Below are 17864 nucleotides of genomic sequence, written 5' to 3' on the forward strand. Positions count from 1 at the left end.
TCGCATTCAATTAAGCTATTTGTAAAACGGAATTAAATGGTGATGATGGCGAAGATATTTTGTGTAAATTAGAAGGTGAGTAGTTGGTTATGTGAGCTGTAGTATAATAAGAAGAGATGATATCAAATCTAAAATACCTGAAACTATGGGAATGACATTAATCGAGAAGATCTTGGCAAATCACTCCAAAGAGAGTGTTGTAAAGCCTGGCGATATTATTGATGTAGAGATTGACATTCGTGCAGCCCGGGATTTTGGGGGAGCGAATGTGGTTAAAAATATCCAGGAGCATAACTTGAAGATTGCCGATCCGAAAAAGACTTATTTTACTTTTGATTGCAACCCTACAGGTTCAGATCAGAAATATGCGGTAAACCAACAAATATGCCGATTGTTTGCACGGGATAATGGCGTGAAAGTATTCGATATTAATACCGGTATTGGAACGCATACTTTAATTGAGCAAGGTCTTGCTTATTCAGGAATTACTGCCGTAACTACAGATTCTCATGCCAATATTTTGGGTGCTGTTGGCGCATTCGGGCAAGGAATGGGCGATAAAGATATTGCTGCAGCCATTCATAAGGGAAAAGTTTGGTTCAAAGTCCCTAAATCAGTTAAAATAAATTTAAATGGAAAGCGACCGGACGGAATTTATGCCAAGGATATTGTCTTGGGATTGTTGAACCGGTTTGGAGCGAATTCTCTTCTTGGATATTCTGTGGAGATTTATGGTGAGGAAGTAGATCACCTGACTCTTGATGAAAGAATTACAATTTCATCAATGGCTACAGAAATGGGCTGTATCATTATTTTGTTTACTCCTAATGATGCTATTATAGAATACAGTCAGTTTCGAAATGGAAGGAAGTTTGATGCAGTGAAAGCTGATCCGGATGCCGAATACGATCAGGTGTTTGAAATAGATTTGGAAGAGTTTGTTCCCAGGGTTTCCTTGCCGGGAGAACCTCACAATACGGTTCCGGTTAGCAAAGCCAAAGGAGTGAAAATAGACTCGGCTTTTATTGGAAGTTGTACCAATGGGCGAATGGAAGATTTTCGGATTGTGGCGGATATCCTAAAAGGGAAAAAAGTAGCTCCTGGTGTCGTTTTTAAGATCGTTCCCGCTACCGATGAAATTTGGAATGAATGTTTAAAGGAAGGCTTAATTGATATTTTTAAAGAAGCCGGAGCTATGGTTTCGAATGCAGGTTGTGCAGGTTGTGCTGCCGGTCAGGTGGGTCAGAATGGCGAAGGAGAGGTAACCATTAGTACCGGGAACAGAAATTTCCCTGGCAAACAGGGTAAAGGACTGGTTTATTTGGCTTCGCCTGCAACAGTAGTCGCTTCTGCCATTGCCGGTTGCATTGTTCCGCACGATGAAATACCGGAGCTTCCCGTAACATTTGGAGTTGGAAAAACTAAAATTAAAGAAGCGGAAACCATGGTTCAGAAGGGTGCCGACCTGTGCGATAAACCCAAAAGAATTGAAGGACGTGTTTGGTACATTCCCATGGATAATATCGATACAGATATGATTTATCACAATCGATATCTTTCCATTACTGATATAGACGAAATGGGACAGTATACTTTCGATAATTTGGAAGGATACGAAGATTTTGCACAAAAAGCCAAGTCGGGTGATGTTGTGATTACTCACAAGAATTTTGGATGTGGAAGTTCCCGACAGCAGGCAGTTGATTGTTTTAAAGCATTGGGAATACAAGGTGTTCTGGCAGAATCTTACGGAGCAATTTACGAGCGGAATGCCATTAATGCAGCTTTTCCAATTATGACTTGCGTTGATATTTTAAAGCTAAACCTGACTGATGGTGATACGATTCGTTTGGATTTAGAGACTGGTAAAATCACCAATACAACTAAGAATATCTCGGTACAAGGAGAGCGTTTCTCTGAAGTTCAGCTTGAGATTTACCAAAATGGTGGTTTGTTTTAGGAAATTTACCACAAAGGAGATTCAAAGTACTTCACAAAGTCACACAAAGAATTTCATTTTTTACTTCGTGCTCTCTGTGATATCCTTAGTTTACCTTAGTGGTTAAGAATACATTAGCACTATGCAAAACCTAACTTTCGTTGAAAAGGTATTTCGGGCAAAATGTGGAAGCATTGTTTTCAAAACTCCCGATATTGTACTGACTCATGACAATACGGCCAGTATCAAAATTACATTTGAAAAAATGGGTGGCGATCAAGTGAAAAATCCTGATCAGCTTTTGGTTGTTCTCGATCACAATGCACCGCCAACCAATGCCAAGTTGGCTACCGATTATCAAAGAGTCCGTGAATTGGTAAAGGAACAGGGAATCAGGAAATTTTACGATGCCGGCTCGGGTATTTGTCATCAAATCATGTCTTATCATGCCAAACCCGGAATGATAATCGTAGGCAGCGACAGTCATACCTGCACTGCTGGTGCATTCAATGCTTTGGCAGCGGGTATCGATCGCACTGAAGCTGCCGGATTGTGGAAAAGGGGAGAAACATGGTTTCGGGTGCCCGAATCCATTAAAATCACTCTAAATGGTAAGATGCCGGAAGGTGTTTATGCCAAAGATCTTTCTTTGTGGATTATCGGGATGATTGGTTCTGCCGGAGCCAACTACATGTCTATTGAATATCATGGCGAGGGAGTGAAAAGTCTTTCCATTTCTGATCGCATGACACTGGCAAATCTGGCTTCTGAAATGGGCGCTAAGAATGCCGTATTTCCTCCCGATAAGGTGTTGGAAGATTTTTATGAACAAAAGGTAAAAGGCATTTGGGCTGATGAAGGTGCTCAATATTTTAAAGAATACGAAATTAATTTAAGCGATTTGGTTCCACTGGTAGCCGCTCCGCATCATGTCGACAATGTAAAAACCATAGCCGAAGTAAAAGGAATAAAGTTAAATCAGGGTTTGCTAGGAACCTGTACGAACGGGCGATTGGAGGATTTGCGGATTGCAGCCAAAATATTGGATGGTAAACAGATTATCAGCGGTTTTCAGTTGTTGGTGGCTCCAGCTTCTAAAGAAATATATTTGGATGCGATTAAAGAGGGAATCATCACCAAATTGATGAAAGCCGGTGCCACTATTTTGGGTTCTTCCTGCGGCCCGTGTTTGGGAACCGGACAAGGAATTCCTGCCGATGGTTTTACCGTGATTTCCACCGCGAACAGAAACTTTTTAGGTAGAATGGGCAATAAAAATGCTCAGATCTATCTTGCTTCTCCCGCAACTGTAGCCTGTTCTGCACTTACGGGTGAAATAACAGATCCAAGAACAGATGCTTCCCGGCAAATAGAATTCCCATTTCAAAAACAGCAGAGTCGCACAATCGTGATTCAGGAATCAGACCAACGAAAATCGAATGGTGTTTGGGATTACTCCGATGTTGATCATTTAAATACCGATCAAATGTTTGCAGGAAACTTAACCTACGAGGTTTTGAGTTCCGATCCGGATGGAGTTCGTCCACATTTGTTCAAAGGATTCGATGATTCTTTTGCTGATGGAGTAGAGGAAGGCGATATTTTGATTGCCGGGGAAAATTTTGGTTGTGGCAGTTCAAGAGAGCATCCGGCGGTTGGATTGGCTCATGCCGGAGTGCGTGCAGTGATCGTAAAATCGGTAAACCGGATCTTTTATAGGTCGGCTATTAATCAGGGTTTATTACTCATTGTGAATCGCGAAATTGTAGAATCGTACCATAAAAATGACGTGCTTGTGCTTGATCTTCAGGAAGGAGTCGTTCAGATTGGTGACAAACGCTTCGAAATACCGGCATTACCTGATAAATTACAGCAGATAATAAAATGCAAAGGCCTTGTAAACTGGATAAGAACTGTGATATAAGCTCTTACTGGTCTGCAGTTGATTTTTACTGAAAAAAAACGCAAAAATACTTGTTTAGGAATGTAATAAATACCTATATTTGCATCGCCTTTTAAAGGAATGGTCCAGTAGCTCAGTTGGATTAGAGCAATAGCCTTCTAAGCTATAGGTCCCAGGTTCGAGCCCTGGCTGGATCACTCATTTTTTAAAGGCAAAAAGAAAAAAAAGAAAACAAGGACGGTCCAGTAGCTCAGTTGGATTAGAGCAATAGCCTTCTAAGCTATAGGTCCCAGGTTCGAGCCCTGGCTGGATCACAAAGACGATACGAAAGTGTCGTCTTTTTTGTTGAAAACCCCCGCCATATCTACTATCTTTAGGTGTTGTATCAAATTTCTGATACGCAAAAAAACGTTTCTTTTATCACATTTGCAATGTAGTATGGGGTGTAATACCCAAATATCCGCCAAGGTTGTTGATGACAAAACGAAGAGCGATATGGATGCTCTCAGATAAAAAATGATAGAATAAGATTGAATACAAAAGCATATTGGTAGAGTTTTAGGCCGGCTCTGAGAAGTCGAGTATCAAAAAATATTGACCTTTTATGTTTTATGAGTATGTTCGCTTTTCCCTGTTTATTTTAGTGTTATTTTGTGCATGACTTTTTGTGTTGACTTAATTTTAAGTTTGGAAAAGTTAATACTACAGTAGCTCCTAGCTCTTTGTTATTATCAGCTTTTATTTTTCCATTATGTGCATCCATAATAAGTTTAACCAGAGCTAAATCTAAGCCATTGTTATCATCAGAATATTTTTGACTAGGTATAAATAACTGAAATAGATTCTTTAGTGTTACTGGATGAAACCCCTCCCCATTATCTATAAAAGAACATTCTGTTTTTTCTTTATTCGAATCAATTTTCACGCGAACAACTCCTCCATTTGGAGTATACTTAATTGCATTCGTAAGAATACTTTCAAAACAGAATTCAATTAGTTCCTGATCACCAGTTAAGACATTTGTATCAGTGTTATTAACGAAGGTAATATCAATATTTTTCATATTTAACTGCTCAGAAAGTATTGATTTTGTTGATTCCATGATCTTAATAAGCGAAATCTCCTTTTTTTGAACAGTAAGTTTTTTTGTACGTAACTCTGTAATTTTCAAGCTTACTTTAGCAAATTTTTCAAGTCGTTTTGCTGATAGTTCAAGATAATGAAACATTTCTTTTAACCTTTGATCAATTATCTCTTCTTTCAGAATAGCAGTAAAACCCAAAATACCATTTAATGGTGTATTTATCTGATGACTAATGATTGACAGAAAGTCGGATTTTGATTTATCCAGTACTTCTAATTCCTGATTAGCTTCTTCAAGCTTATTATTTGCATCCTGAAGTTCTAAAGTGCGCTCCAGTACTTTTACTTCCAACCATTGATTTACTTTTTTTAGTTGATCCTTACTTCTTTTCAGATCTATATGTGTTTTTATTCTAGACAACACTTCTTTTGAATTGAAGGGTTTGGTTACATAATCCTGACCTCCAGCGTCAAAACCTTCAACTATATTTTCAGCATCGTTAAGTGCAGTAAGAAATATAACTGGTATTTCTTTCATGTTTTTGTCGTCACGCATTGTCTTGCAGGTCTCTAACCCATTCATTATTGGCATATTAATATCCAAAAGCACAAGGTCAAAATCTTGCGTTTTGCTTAATAAATCTAAAGCTTGCTGACCATTACTGGCAAATCCGACAGAATAACCAGAATTACGCAAAATACTCCCAATTACCTGAATGTTTTTTGGATTGTCATCAACTGCAAGGATCTTAATTTTGTCGTTACTAATTTTTTCCATTTCTGTTTATATTATTATTGTTGATTTTAAGTTGATGTATAATTTTAGGAAATCTCTCTAAAGTTTTCAATAATTTGTCTATCTCGAAATTATCTGCAAAAACACAAATTTTATTGGCATAATCTTTAAAGAATTGAATGTTTATTTCGTTAGCCAGCGTAACTAAGTCCTTGCCGAATTCCTCAATCTGGTCAATCATTTGTGATTTGATCGCATCCTGACAAATAGGGCCAAATTTATTTTCAAGAACAGTTATGAGTTCAGGAAGCTGATTTAATTGTTCTTGAGTCAGTACAATATCAGTTTGTTTGGAATCGGCTGTAGCTACTTCGTCTTTATCTTGATATGTGAGATACTTCTTCATTTTATCAAACAAGTCAAAAGCATCCAATGGTTTCATTAAAAACTCATTAAACATCTCTAAATTTCTGTTTCCAGTTATCACACTTTTTGCAGAAGCTGAGATTGCAATAACCGGAATTGATTCGGTACTTTTAGTTTGCTTCAGTATTTCGGTGGCCTGATAACCATCCATAACTGGCATACGCAAATCCATCAGGATTAAATCGGGCAGATTTTTTGTTGCTAACTGCACAGCTTCTTCCCCATTTTCGGCTTCAAAAACATCAAGCTGCGAATGTTCCAACATATCCTTTATCAGTTCCCGATTTAGTTCATTGTCATCAACAAGCAAAATTTTGGCTTCATTAAATTTTATGATAGTTGGATCAAACAGACGCTCTGCGGGTTCGATCTCAGCCTCAGAAATAGATATGTTTGGAATAACAATAGTTATATTACTCCCTTTACCTACTTCACTTTCAAGATGAATCCTACCACCCATTTTTTCAATCAATTTTTTAGTGATGGCTAAGCCTAAACCGGTTCCGCCATATTTTGCACTTTGTCCTGCTTGTTGGGTGAAAGGCTCAAAAACCAATTTCTGTTGATCAGTCGGAATACCAATTCCTGTATCCTCAACATGTATAATCAAGTCATAATTATCTTTCAATTTTATATTCCTGTGTGCATCAACCGTTAAAATAACATGTCCTTTATCAGTAAATTTAAGAGCATTCCCTATAAGATTGAACAAAATTTGGCGCAATCGCACTTCATCAAGAAGAAGTAATTTGGGAATTGTACTTTCATATTCGATAAAGAAATCAATCTTTTTTTCATTCACCTTGGGGCCAAATAAATTTTTAATTTCCCTAGTTAAACTATAAAGATTGACTGGTACAGGTATGATGTCAACTTTACCCGCTTCAATTTTCGAAAGATCCAGAATGTCATTGATAATTTTCAACAGATTTTTCCCACTGCTACGGATCGACTCTACCTGTGAACGTTGTTTTTCATCTTTCACTGTTTTAGATAAAAGTTCAGAAAATCCAATCACGGCATTCATCGGTGTACGGATCTCGTGACTCATGTTAGCCAGAAATTCACTCTTAGCCTGGTTGGCAGAATTAGCTGCATCCCTGGCTTTGATTAGATTTTCCTCTGATTTCTTTTTATCTGTGATATCAAACCGAACAGATACATATTGATATGGCTTCCCCTGCTCGTCAAGAAATGGTACGATTGTTGAATCCACCCAGTAAAAACTTCCATCTTTTGCTTTATTCTTAACTTCGCCTCGCCAGACTTTCCCCTTTGATATTGTACGCCACAAGTCAATAAAAAAATCACTTGAATGATAGTCCGAATTTATAATTCGATGGGTACTCCCAATGAGTTCTTCCCGATTGTATTTTGAAATTTTACAGAAAATATCATTCGCATAATTAATAACGCCCTTATGGTCGGTAATAGCAACAAGGCTTGATTCATCAAGGGCAAATTTGTAATCTGTAATATCTTTAAGACTTTGTTGCAGTTGCTGCTGTGAAATGGTCAGTTCCCGGGTTCTTTCATAGACCATTTCTTCAAGATGCTCTCGATGCTTCATGATTTCTTCCTCAGCATTTTTCATTTCTGTGATATCATGAAATCCCGCAATCAATACCTGTTCATTATCGAGTGTCATTAACTTAAGTGATACTGAACCCCAGAATAATTCCTGATCTGATTTCTTTAAAACAAGTTCATAATTATCCACAACTCCATCCTTCATTAGTATCTTGAATAATTTTTTTCGATCCTGGGAATTCGAATAAAAATCAGGTGATTTCTGTCCAATCGCATCCGATAAAGAAATTTTAAAGAGTTTACCAAGGCTTTCATTGGCCATTAGTATAATCCCTTCAGAAACTTTAGTTATAACCATTGGAATAGGTGAGGACTCGATGATTGAACGAAGTCGTTTTTCACTTTCTTTCAATTCCTTCTCGACCAGTTTACGTTCAGTAATATCAGTATGCGAACCAGCCATACGATAAGGATTTCCATTTTCGTGACGTAAGGCTTTTCCCCGGGCAAGAATCCACCTGTAACTGTCATCCTTATGTTTCATCCTAAACTCCATTTCGTATTCAGGAATCTCATTATCAAAGTAAGCTTGAACGACAGTTAAAGCCTGTTTATGATCTTCAGGATGAAGTAAAGTTTCCCAAGTGCTAAAGCTGTTTTCCAATTCCTCATCATTATAACCAAGCATATTTTTCCAACGAGGTGAGAAATACACCTCATTGGAAATAATATCCCAATCCCATATGCCATCATTGGAGCCTTCAACGGCTATAGTATATTGTTCCTGGCTTAAAAGTAATTGTTTTTCAGTCTTCTTTCGTTCTGAAATATCTTCAACAGTACCTTCAAAAAATACTTTCCCATTTATACCTTTAACGATTCGTGCATTTTCTCGAATAGGAATAGTTTGGCCACTTTTAGTTGTCCAATTTTCCTCCAGGCCTTTTACATAACCGTCTTTTTCAATCATTTCGACAAACTGCTTACGGTTAACCGAAGATTCTTTACTATACCCTTCCGTTTCCAGAGTTCTATTTTGTAATTCAGTCAATGATTCAAATTCCAACATCTCCAAGAGAGCTTTATTGGCATTCAAGATTTTCCCATCAGGTGTTGTCTGATAAATTCCGAGTGGTGAATTCTCAAATAAACTTCGGTATTGTTCACGACTTAAATTTAATTGCTCCTCAGCAAGTTTGCGTTCAGTAATATCACTTATTGTGCCTATTAATCGAATCGGATTGTTATTATTATCAAATTCCAATTTACCCAAACCATGCACCCAACGTTCTTCCTTATTGCAGCTTCTGATTATTTTATATTCCTTATTAAAAGGTAACCCCTGAGCTATTGTCTCATTTTGAAAATAATTCAGTAGCAATTCTCTGTGGTCAGGATGAATCATAGCGCTCCATCCCTCAGTTGTATGTGTGTAATTTTCATCGATCCCAAATATAGCATCGAGTATTTCGGAACTTCGCCACAGACCCCTTTTTAAATCAAGCGAATAGGTTCCCAGACGTGCAATTTCTTGTGATTCTTTCAGTAAACGCTCACTTTCTTTTAGTTCAGAGGTTAATTCTTCTGCGATTTGTTGCGCCTTAAGCTTTGTGCTAAGCATTGATTTGGAGAGCAACAATAGTAAAATACTAATAATTAAACCTCCAATAAATACCAACCATGAGGCAATGTATTCAACAATAAAATTTTCTTTTTTTTGAACAAATACCAATGTCCATTGATGGCCATTAAACTCAATAGGTACTTTTAAAGAGAAACGTATATTCTTGAGGTCTTCCTGTTTTTCATCTTTAAGTGAATTAAACAAAAGTGATTTTGCAGAACAAATCTTTCCATCGAAAATATTTAAGCTAAACAATTTTTTATTATCGTTTAATTCCCAGTCTTTCAAGATACCCAACATCAGGTCAGTCATGCGGTAAGGACTGTAAACCCATCCTATGATAGCCGAACGTCTTTGTTCAACAGTGTTTGTTACGGCTCCTTTCCGGTAAACGGGAACATACATTAAGTTTCCTGCCTGTACGTCTGTTTTTGTTTCCTGAACTAAAAGTATTTTTCCTGAAAGGGCAGCGATATCCAAATCACGGGCTCTTTCCATTGCTTCTCTGCGCACCGATTCACTCGACATATCAAAACCAAAGGCACGCATATTTTGTTGAGAGAAGGGTTCCAGGAAAATGATTGCAGTAGATGTATCTTTAGAGCTTTCCGGCCAGACCTTATAGTCAGGAAATCCCTCATTTCTGATTTGTAAAATATGATTTTCTAATTGATTCTTAGGCACAAGTAAGGAGAATCCCGTCCCTAATATTCCTGGCAAATTCAGAGCTACTTTTGACTGTTTTATGAAATTGCTCCATGTCTCACGCTTTACGGTATCTGATACGCTAAAAAATGCAGCTCCACTACGAAGTAGTTGTGCATGAGCATGCAATCGTAAATCTATTTTACTGCTGATTTCCTTGCATTCGAATCTAAATTCAGCTTCGTCCTTTTTATCAATTTGAAATTTTACAAAAAATGAAGCAAATAGAGTTAAAAATAAAGTTAAGACAAATAACAAGTTTGCTTTCCAATTATTAACGTTCTTCATTTTATTCATCATATTAATTGAAAAATAAAAAACATCTCCAATTCAATAAGCGTTATTGAATAAAAAACACTTATGATTTTTAATGCCCTATATATCCATTTCCCTACAAATACAAACTAACTTAACTGTCGCAGATGCATGATAGAATCATAATTTCAAGATCTACATCGACTAGAATCCCATCAACAGTTATAATAAAACAGCATCCCGCCACACTTAGCACATCTATATACCTACAAACATTTTTAGTGTACGTCCTTTAAAAAAAAAAGTTAATATCCTATGTTTAATTTTTTCGGAGTCCACTTTGAGCTCAAAAAAAAGTAAATAATTATCCGCAAAAAAACATTTCACCTGAGAAAGCATTCCTTACAGATAATAACAACCTACAATAAGCTGTTTATTAAATGTTAAGTGGCTATACAGATAAATAGGTAGTCTCTGTTGGTAAAAAAGACTTGAAGTGTTATCTTTTTATATAAAATATTAGCAAGACTTCTTACCTTCGGGCCATAGTTAAGAACAAAGAATATTTCATGAATTTACCATCAGTTAATTTAATCTACTTTTCTCCAACAGGAACAAGTAGAAAAGTAGTTAAAGCCATTGGGCGGGGATTGGGAGCAAAACAAATCAATGAGTTTGACATTACGCAAACCGATTTTGAGTTTAAGAATTTTGGTAGCGAATTGACCATTATTGGTGTGCCTGTTTACAAAGGACGTTTGCCAGTTGAAGTAATTCCACGATTGAAAAAAATTAATGCTGAAAACACGCCTGTGGTTTTAGTAGCTGTTTATGGAAACAGAGATTTCGATGATGCTCTGCTTGAGTTAAAAGATCTTAGTGAAGAATTGGGCTTTACGCCTTTAGCTGCAGCCGCTTTTATCGGAGAACATTCCTATTCTACAGAAAGTAAACCGATAGCAAAAAATCGTCCTGATGAGGCAGATCTTCTAAAAGCAAAACAATTTGCAGGAGAGATTTTAGATAAATTGGAGAAAAACGATGGTCTGGAGCTAAACGTTTCGGGTAATTATCCATACAAAGAATTGCCGAATGCCCCGGTAATGTCGCCAGGAACCATTGACGGGAAATGTACGCTGTGTGGTGTTTGTGCCGATGTTTGTCCGGTTGATGTTATCGAGGTAAACAAAACAGTAATTACAAATGCAGAAGCTTGTATTTGGTGTTGTGCATGTGTTAAAGCCTGCCCGGAGGATGCACGGACTTTTGATGCGCCGCTTATCAATCAGATCACAAATAACTTATTCGAAAATTGTTCGGAGCGTAAAGAACCCGTTTTTTTTATTTAAAAGAGTTCAGAAAAGAACAGAAAGGATAGTAGATTTGCTGTCCTTTTTTTATTCGTTTATCCCTAGAGATTAGAATTTTCATCTCTGAAATTTTTTGTGGACTACAAATCCGTAGTTGTCCCGGGGTATTTTTCCTTTTAATTTACAAATTGCAGAACGATTGCTGATGTTATTGCTATATCAGAAGATGAAACAATATAGTTTGCGTAATAAATAGCCTTGTCAGATGAATAAACCAAAGTATGTGCTTAAATCTTTGTTATTTCAGATGAATTTATAATATGATCAGATGACAGCTGATTCATTCATTTTGTCATCTGATGATGTGATTTAATAAAATGAATAGATAATATTTCAGCAGAGAAATCTAATTAGTAAGCGTTAGCAAACAATTATTAGGCTGGATATATGAAAATAGGATAAAATCAGACTTTTTTTGTATTGTAAGTATTCATTTAACTCTGAGAGCTGTTGTTTTTCTTGTTGTTATAGTATTCAGCATTGCGTTTGCAGTGGTGTTCACTTTGGTAAGCCTTTACTATCTCCGGCTTATCCCGAAAAACAAATTTGCCATAGCGTCGGATTTCATCAACCACTTGTTTAAGCAGAGTGAAGGCCTTGTTTCGGATTAGCAGCATCTCGTCCGGAATGTACATCTTGCTGTCTTTTATGGCCAGTAAATTACTTATTCGTTCATATTCTTCGGTGGCTTTATCGCACAGGCTTAGATCGAAGTTGATGGCTTGCAGTGCTTCAACATTACTTTTTCCCAGTCGGGCCAATAGAGCCAAATCGAAAATGATACTGGCCAGCGAATTGCCTTTTTTAATATCTCTGATTTTTTTCAGTAGATTTTTATCATTTCTAAAAGCAAACTGCATGTTATCAATCAGGCATTTGCGCAGTTTTAGCAGGGCGGGAGTTTCGGCTTTAAAGTTGGTCATTGCCTGTTTCTTTTCACCTGTCAGTTCAACCCAGTTTAGCTGTGCACGGCTTAGAGCCTTGGTGCGGGTATGCAGTTTATCGATTAAACCGACCGGCATATTTACGGAAGAAAGTTCAGGCAGATCTTCTGTTGCACGTGTGTGCAAGCGTTCGGCTTCATAGATGTAAATTTCGAATGGCATGTCGCAATGCTTTATGTTTTTATTTGCTATGGCATTGATTTCATCCAGGAGGATTTCTAAATCTGATTGATCTGACATTATATGGTAGAATATGAGGTTTTACATCTAAAAAAAACAGCTTGAATTTACCAATAATTTTTAGATTCTTCCAATGTTTGTCTGGCAATTATGTTGTTTGCAATAACACAGTTGTTCCAGACCTGGCTGAGTTTATAATTTTTAATTCTATTTTGAAGAAAATATTTAGGTATAGAATCACAGGTTTGTAATTAGAAACTTGCTCAGTCAATTATTATTTATCCACTGATAAACACATAGCCATAAAAAAAGAATTTATTATATTTATTGTTCTGTAAGATGAAGAGTATCTGTTTACAATCAAACCTTGTTTATTTTACTTTAAACCTCAAAATTATAATCATATGAAAAAATTAGTTGCAGAATTTATAGGAACCCTATGGTTGGTTCTGGGTGGATGTGGAAGTGCTGTTTTGGCGGCCGCATATCCCGAATTGGGAATTGGATTTGTTGGTGTGGCAATTGCTTTTGGATTAACAGTGGTTACTATGGCCTATGCAATTGGTCATATTTCAGGTTGTCACCTGAATCCTGCAGTATCTATTGGTCTTTGGGCTGGCGGACGTTTTGAACTGAAAGATCTGGGACCTTATATTGTGGCTCAGGTATTGGGAGGAATCGCAGGTGCTGGAATCTTGTATTTGATTGCAAGTGGTAAAGCTGGTTTTGACATGGGAGGTTTTGCTGCGAACGGCTATGGCGAGCACTCGCCCGGTGGATACGGCATGCTGGCAGCTTTACTGTGTGAGCTTGTAATGACCTTTATGTTTTTGCTGATTATTTTAGGAGCAACCCACTCGGAAGCACCAGCTGGATTTGCAGGATTGGCCATTGGTTTGGGACTGACTCTGATTCATTTAATCAGTATACCGGTAACAAACACATCAGTGAATCCGGCGCGAAGCACAAGTCAGGCACTTTTTGTTGGCGATTGGGCTTTGGATCAATTGTGGTTGTTCTGGCTGGCGCCGATTGCAGGTGCAATTTTGGCCGGCTTGGTATACAAGTACATGTCTCCCGAGAAAGAGTAATTTTATAGAATAATATTAGACAGCATGTTCGGTTGTTTTATCTTCCGGGAGCATGCTGTTTATTTGTGTTATCCATATTTTCATGAATGATTTGATGAAAAGAGCCATGAGAAGACTTTTCTCACAGACGAGGATGACTAAGTTGGCGGGTTCCATCTGACAAAACCTTAAAATTATAAACAGATGAAAAAACTTCTATTCACAGTTTTACTCTTTATTGTTGCAGGAATTGGTTTTGCACAAACATTTCCTGAGCAATTAACCGAAGCCGCTTTGCAGCTAACCCAACAAAGAGTAATTTACGATCCTGGCTACTCTTCAATTTCTTATCCCAATGGAGATGTTCCTTCGGATAGAGGCGTTTGCACTGATGTTGTGATTCGTGCTTACCGAAAATTGGGAATCGATTTGCAGAAAGAGGTTCATGAGGATATGAAAGCCAATTTTAGTTTGTATCCGGCTATTTGGGGTTTGAAACATACCGATACCAATATTGATCACCGAAGAGTACCTAACCTGATGAAATTTTTTGAGCGTAATGGACAGGAGAAACCATTAAGTCAAGATTCCATTGATTATTCTCCCGGTGATATTGTTTGCTGGAATTTAGGCGGTGCAATTACACACATTGGTATCGTAATTAATAAAAAATCCAGAGATGGCAAACGCTTCCTAATAGTGCACAACATTGGCGCTGGTCAGGTAATTGAGGATTGTTTATTTGAGTTTCCCATTATTGGGCATTACACTTATTCCGATACAAACTAATTGCCTGTTGTTTTCCTTGTTTAGTCTTAGAAGTAGAGATTACAAGCTTCTTTTTTATTCTGTATAGTAATTTTCCTGCATAGAATACTTCTGAAATCCTCTGATGCCGGGTTTATATATTCTAAATGTTAAAATAAGTGAACGTTCATTCATTTTGTGAATTATTTATTTTATATTTGTTCTATCAAAATCAAAAAACACTATTAAATCAGAATTTCCAATATGGCAATCAGAGAAAAAAGTAAGGAGAAGCGGAATGCTTTGTTAAAAGCTACCTTGAATTTGGTGAATAATAATGGCTTTCATGATGCTCCAATGTCTAAAATAGCCAAGATGGCCAATGTGTCACCGGCAACTATTTACATTTATTTCGAAAACAAACAGGATCTGATCAATCAGCTTTACCTGGAACTGAAAATATCCTATACAAAGCAGGCATTCAAAGATTATTCTGAAAATATGCCTGTGAAAAAAGCCTTTGAATTTATCTGGTACAATATTGCCGATTATAAATTAAAACAGGTTGAGGAAGCATGGTTTTTATCGCAATGCGATAACACAACGATGATTGATGAGGTAAGCGTACAGGAAGGATTGAAGCATTTGCAGCCCTTGCTGGATTTATGGGAAAAGGGGCAGAAGGAAGGCATTATTAAAAATGTTTCGCCATACATTCTTTATGCTTATGCCATCAATCCATTGGCTTTTTTAATGAATATGCAAAAGCGCGGCCTTTACCAAATAAATCAAGAAAGTTTGGAACAAGCTTTTCAGGCTGCATGGGATAGCATTCGAATATAATACAGTTATGAGAAAGACAGCAATCCTATTAGGAGCAAGTGGATTAACAGGGAAACTTCTGTTGAACCGGCTTTTAGAAGACGAAGCATATGCAGGAGTGAAAATTTTCACCCGCAGAAGCTTAGGTCTGGTTCATCCCAAGTTAAAAGAGTTCATTGGAGATCTGCTAAGTTTGGAAGAATTTAAGAAGGATTTTACCGGCGATGAAGTATTTTGTTGTATTGGAACTACAGCAGCTAAAACAAAGGATAAAGTCATTTACAGGAAGATTGATTTTGGTATTCCTGCGACAGCTGCAAGTCTGGCTAAGGCAAATGGAATTAAAAGTTTTCTTGTAATTTCTGCTCTGGGAGCAAATGCGGAGAGTAATATTTTCTACAACAAAACAAAAGGAGAAATGGAACAGGCAGTTTTAAGTCAGGAGATTGCAAATACTTATATTTTAAGGCCTTCACTGATTAATGGAAAAAGGGACGAAGATCGATTGGGTGAAAAAATTGGAGCCATTATCATGAAAGCCTTACGTCCGTTTTTATTAGGGAAATGGAAAAAATACCGGGCGATTGAGGCGGAGACAATTGCAAATGCATTACACGCTTTGGCTCAGGCAAAAGCAGATTATAAAATAATTGAATCAGACAAAATACAAGAGATTGGTGCTTATCTGTAGAGTTATAGATAAGGCTTTTTTTATCCCGGAAAGAGAATGAACATTCATTAATATAAAAAACAGAATAAGATGCAAACAATACAATTAAAAAGCAGACCGGTAGGCGTACCAAAATTATCCGATTTTAAATTTGTGACTGAACAGCAAGTGCCGATTGCGGATGGAGAAATACTTTTAAAAGCAACACATATTTCTGTTGATCCTTACTTAAGGGGAAGAATGATGGAAGGTAAATCGTATGTTGAGCCATTCGAGTTGAATAAAGCAATTAGCTCTGGTATGATTGCCGAAGTCGTTGAATCAAAATTGACTGGTTTTAGCAAAGGCGATTTTGTATCAGGCATGCTGGAATGGAAAGAGGTTCAGGTATCTAAAGGCGAAGGCTTGGTAAAGATAGATGCGACGAAAGCACCATTGTCTTCTTACTTGGGCGTGTTGGGTATGACAGGTTTAACTGCTTATTTCGGATTGTTGGAAATTGGGAAGCCTAAAGCAGGAGAGACTGTTGTAGTTTCCGGAGCAGCAGGAGCTGTTGGAAGCATTGTGGGACAAATTGCAAAGATAATGGGCTGTCGCGTGATAGGGATTGCCGGCAGCGACGAGAAAGTGGAGCAACTGGTTTCTGAATCTGGTTTCGATGCTGCAATTAATTACAATACTGCCGGGAACATGAGTCAGGCAATTGCAGAAGCTTGTCCTAATGGAGTAGATGTTTATTTCGATAATGTAGGTGGAGAAATTTCAGATGGCGTGATGATGAATTTGAATCGTTTTGCACGAATCATTGTTTGTGGAGCAATTTCGATGTATAATGCGACCAGCGTACCAATGGGACCTAGAGTTCAGCCCATACTGATTAAGAATTCGGTACTGATGCAAGGATTTATAGTATCCAATTATCTTGAGAAATGGGGAGAAGCAATTCCTCAATTGGCAAAATGGCTGCAGGAAGGAAAATTAAAATCTACCGAAACAATTGTTGAAGGATTTGAGAATACTCCGCAGGCTTTTCTTGATCTTTTCGAAGGAAAGAATAAGGGAAAAATGATCGTGAAAATATAATTTTAAGAAAATAAACAGTAATAATAAACAAGTTGAAATTTAATAGATATGACTATAACAACAGGTGCTTTAAAAATATTATTCGTGCTGACTTCTCATTCTCAAATGGGAGATACAGGACACAAAACAGGATTTTGGGTAGAAGAATTTGCCAATCCTTACTATACATTAGTTGATCAGGGGGTTGATATAACAATTGCAACACCAAAGGGTGGTGCTGCACCAATCGATCCAACTTCGGATTTGCCACAGAATGCGACCGAAGATACCAAGCGTTTTAACGAAGATGCGGCAGTTCAGAAAAAGATTAATGAAACCATTGCTTTGGCAGATATCAATTTTGAAGATTACGATGCAGTATTCTATCCTGGCGGACATGGTCCTCTTTGGGATTTGGCGGAAGATGCAACTTCTGCGAAATTGATTGAGGATTTTAATGCGGCTAAAAAACCAATTGCTTTTGTTTGCCATGCACCGGCAGCCTTGCAGCACGTGAAAAATGCAAAAGGTGAATTCTTGGTGAAAGGCAAAAAAGTGACAGGATTTACCAATGAAGAAGAGGAAGCTGTTCAGTTGACCAATGTGGTACCTTTCTTAGTGGAGGATATGCTAAAAGAAAAAGGCGGTATTTATAGCCGTGGTGCTACTTGGGGAGCTTATGCGGTTGAAGATGGTAATTTAATTACAGGTCAGAATCCTGCATCATCAGCACTTGTAGCTGAAATGTTATTGAAAATGCTTCAAAAGAAGTAATTTAAACTTAGTATTGAATAGGTA

General features: G+C 37.4%; 12 protein-coding genes and 2 tRNA genes. 11 read left to right on the forward strand and 3 right to left on the reverse strand.

Going from position 1 to position 17864, the window contains the following annotated elements; genetic code table 11:
- The first annotated feature begins 145 nt into the window (after positions 1 to 145).
- The 4 genes from QUH73_RS17195 to QUH73_RS17210 all read left to right on the forward strand — a co-directional run bounded on the left by QUH73_RS17195 (position 146) and on the right by QUH73_RS17210 (position 4156).
- The gene (locus QUH73_RS17195; protein ID WP_289531669.1) at positions 146 to 1960 is read left to right on the forward strand and encodes an aconitase/3-isopropylmalate dehydratase large subunit family protein; all 1815 of its coding nucleotides are present in this window, start codon (positions 146 to 148) and stop codon (positions 1958 to 1960) included.
- A gap of 121 nt (positions 1961 to 2081) precedes the next feature.
- Positions 2082 to 3863 (forward strand): aconitase/3-isopropylmalate dehydratase large subunit family protein, encoded by a 1782-nt coding sequence (locus QUH73_RS17200; protein WP_289531670.1) that lies wholly within the window; start codon positions 2082 to 2084, stop codon positions 3861 to 3863.
- A gap of 101 nt (positions 3864 to 3964) precedes the next feature.
- Positions 3965 to 4039, forward strand: a tRNA-Arg gene (locus QUH73_RS17205).
- Positions 4040 to 4081: 42 nt separating this feature from the next.
- Positions 4082 to 4156 (forward strand) — tRNA-Arg (locus QUH73_RS17210).
- A 332-nt stretch (positions 4157 to 4488) separates the two neighbouring features.
- Here the strand turns inward: QUH73_RS17210 and QUH73_RS17215 are convergent.
- Both QUH73_RS17215 and QUH73_RS17220 read right to left on the reverse strand, forming a co-directional pair.
- Positions 4489 to 5703, reverse strand: a complete 1215-nt coding sequence (locus tag QUH73_RS17215) for a hybrid sensor histidine kinase/response regulator (RefSeq protein ID WP_289531671.1) — start codon at positions 5701 to 5703, stop codon at positions 4489 to 4491.
- A complete protein-coding gene (locus tag QUH73_RS17220) occupies positions 5690 to 10234 on the reverse strand; it encodes a PAS domain S-box protein (protein WP_289531672.1) in 4545 nt (1514 codons plus the stop codon). Before QUH73_RS17220 ends, QUH73_RS17215 begins: the two co-directional genes overlap by 14 nt.
- Positions 10235 to 10770: 536 nt before the next feature.
- Here QUH73_RS17220 and QUH73_RS17225 point away from each other — a divergent pair.
- Positions 10771 to 11550, forward strand: coding sequence for an EFR1 family ferrodoxin (locus QUH73_RS17225; RefSeq protein WP_289531673.1), 780 nt, complete (start codon positions 10771 to 10773; stop codon positions 11548 to 11550).
- A 455-nt stretch (positions 11551 to 12005) separates the two neighbouring features.
- On the opposite strand, the gene QUH73_RS17230 is transcribed toward QUH73_RS17225, so the two are convergent.
- Positions 12006 to 12755 carry a hypothetical protein gene (locus QUH73_RS17230; protein WP_289531674.1) on the reverse strand — a complete coding sequence of 250 codons (750 nt, stop codon included), beginning with the start codon at positions 12753 to 12755 and terminating at the stop codon, positions 12006 to 12008.
- Positions 12756 to 13099: 344 nt separating this feature from the next.
- On the opposite strand from QUH73_RS17230, the gene aqpZ reads away from it, so the two are divergent.
- The 6 genes from aqpZ to QUH73_RS17260 all read left to right on the forward strand — a co-directional run bounded on the left by aqpZ (position 13100) and on the right by QUH73_RS17260 (position 17840).
- Entirely contained in the window at positions 13100 to 13786 is a 687-nt protein-coding gene (gene aqpZ / locus QUH73_RS17235) for an aquaporin Z (RefSeq protein WP_289531675.1), read from the forward strand.
- Between the two features lie 183 nt (positions 13787 to 13969).
- On the forward strand, positions 13970 to 14554 hold the full coding sequence (locus QUH73_RS17240; RefSeq protein ID WP_289531676.1) for a DUF1287 domain-containing protein: 585 nt from the start codon (positions 13970 to 13972) through the stop codon (positions 14552 to 14554).
- A 222-nt stretch (positions 14555 to 14776) separates the two neighbouring features.
- Complete coding sequence (locus QUH73_RS17245) at positions 14777 to 15355, forward strand: TetR/AcrR family transcriptional regulator (RefSeq protein WP_289531677.1); 579 nt, start codon at positions 14777 to 14779, stop codon at positions 15353 to 15355.
- Between the two features lie 7 nt (positions 15356 to 15362).
- Positions 15363 to 16025, forward strand: a complete 663-nt coding sequence (locus QUH73_RS17250; RefSeq protein WP_289531678.1) for an NAD(P)H-binding protein — start codon at positions 15363 to 15365, stop codon at positions 16023 to 16025.
- Between the two features lie 69 nt (positions 16026 to 16094).
- Positions 16095 to 17087 carry an NADP-dependent oxidoreductase gene (locus tag QUH73_RS17255; RefSeq protein WP_289531679.1) on the forward strand — a complete coding sequence of 331 codons (993 nt, stop codon included), beginning with the start codon at positions 16095 to 16097 and terminating at the stop codon, positions 17085 to 17087.
- A 48-nt stretch (positions 17088 to 17135) separates the two neighbouring features.
- Positions 17136 to 17840 carry a type 1 glutamine amidotransferase domain-containing protein gene (locus QUH73_RS17260; RefSeq protein WP_289531680.1) on the forward strand — a complete coding sequence of 235 codons (705 nt, stop codon included), beginning with the start codon at positions 17136 to 17138 and terminating at the stop codon, positions 17838 to 17840.
- Positions 17841 to 17864: the final 24 nt, after the last annotated feature.

The organism is Labilibaculum sp. K2S (assembly GCF_030372765.1).
Taxonomy (GTDB): Bacteria; Bacteroidota; Bacteroidia; order Bacteroidales; family Marinifilaceae; genus Labilibaculum.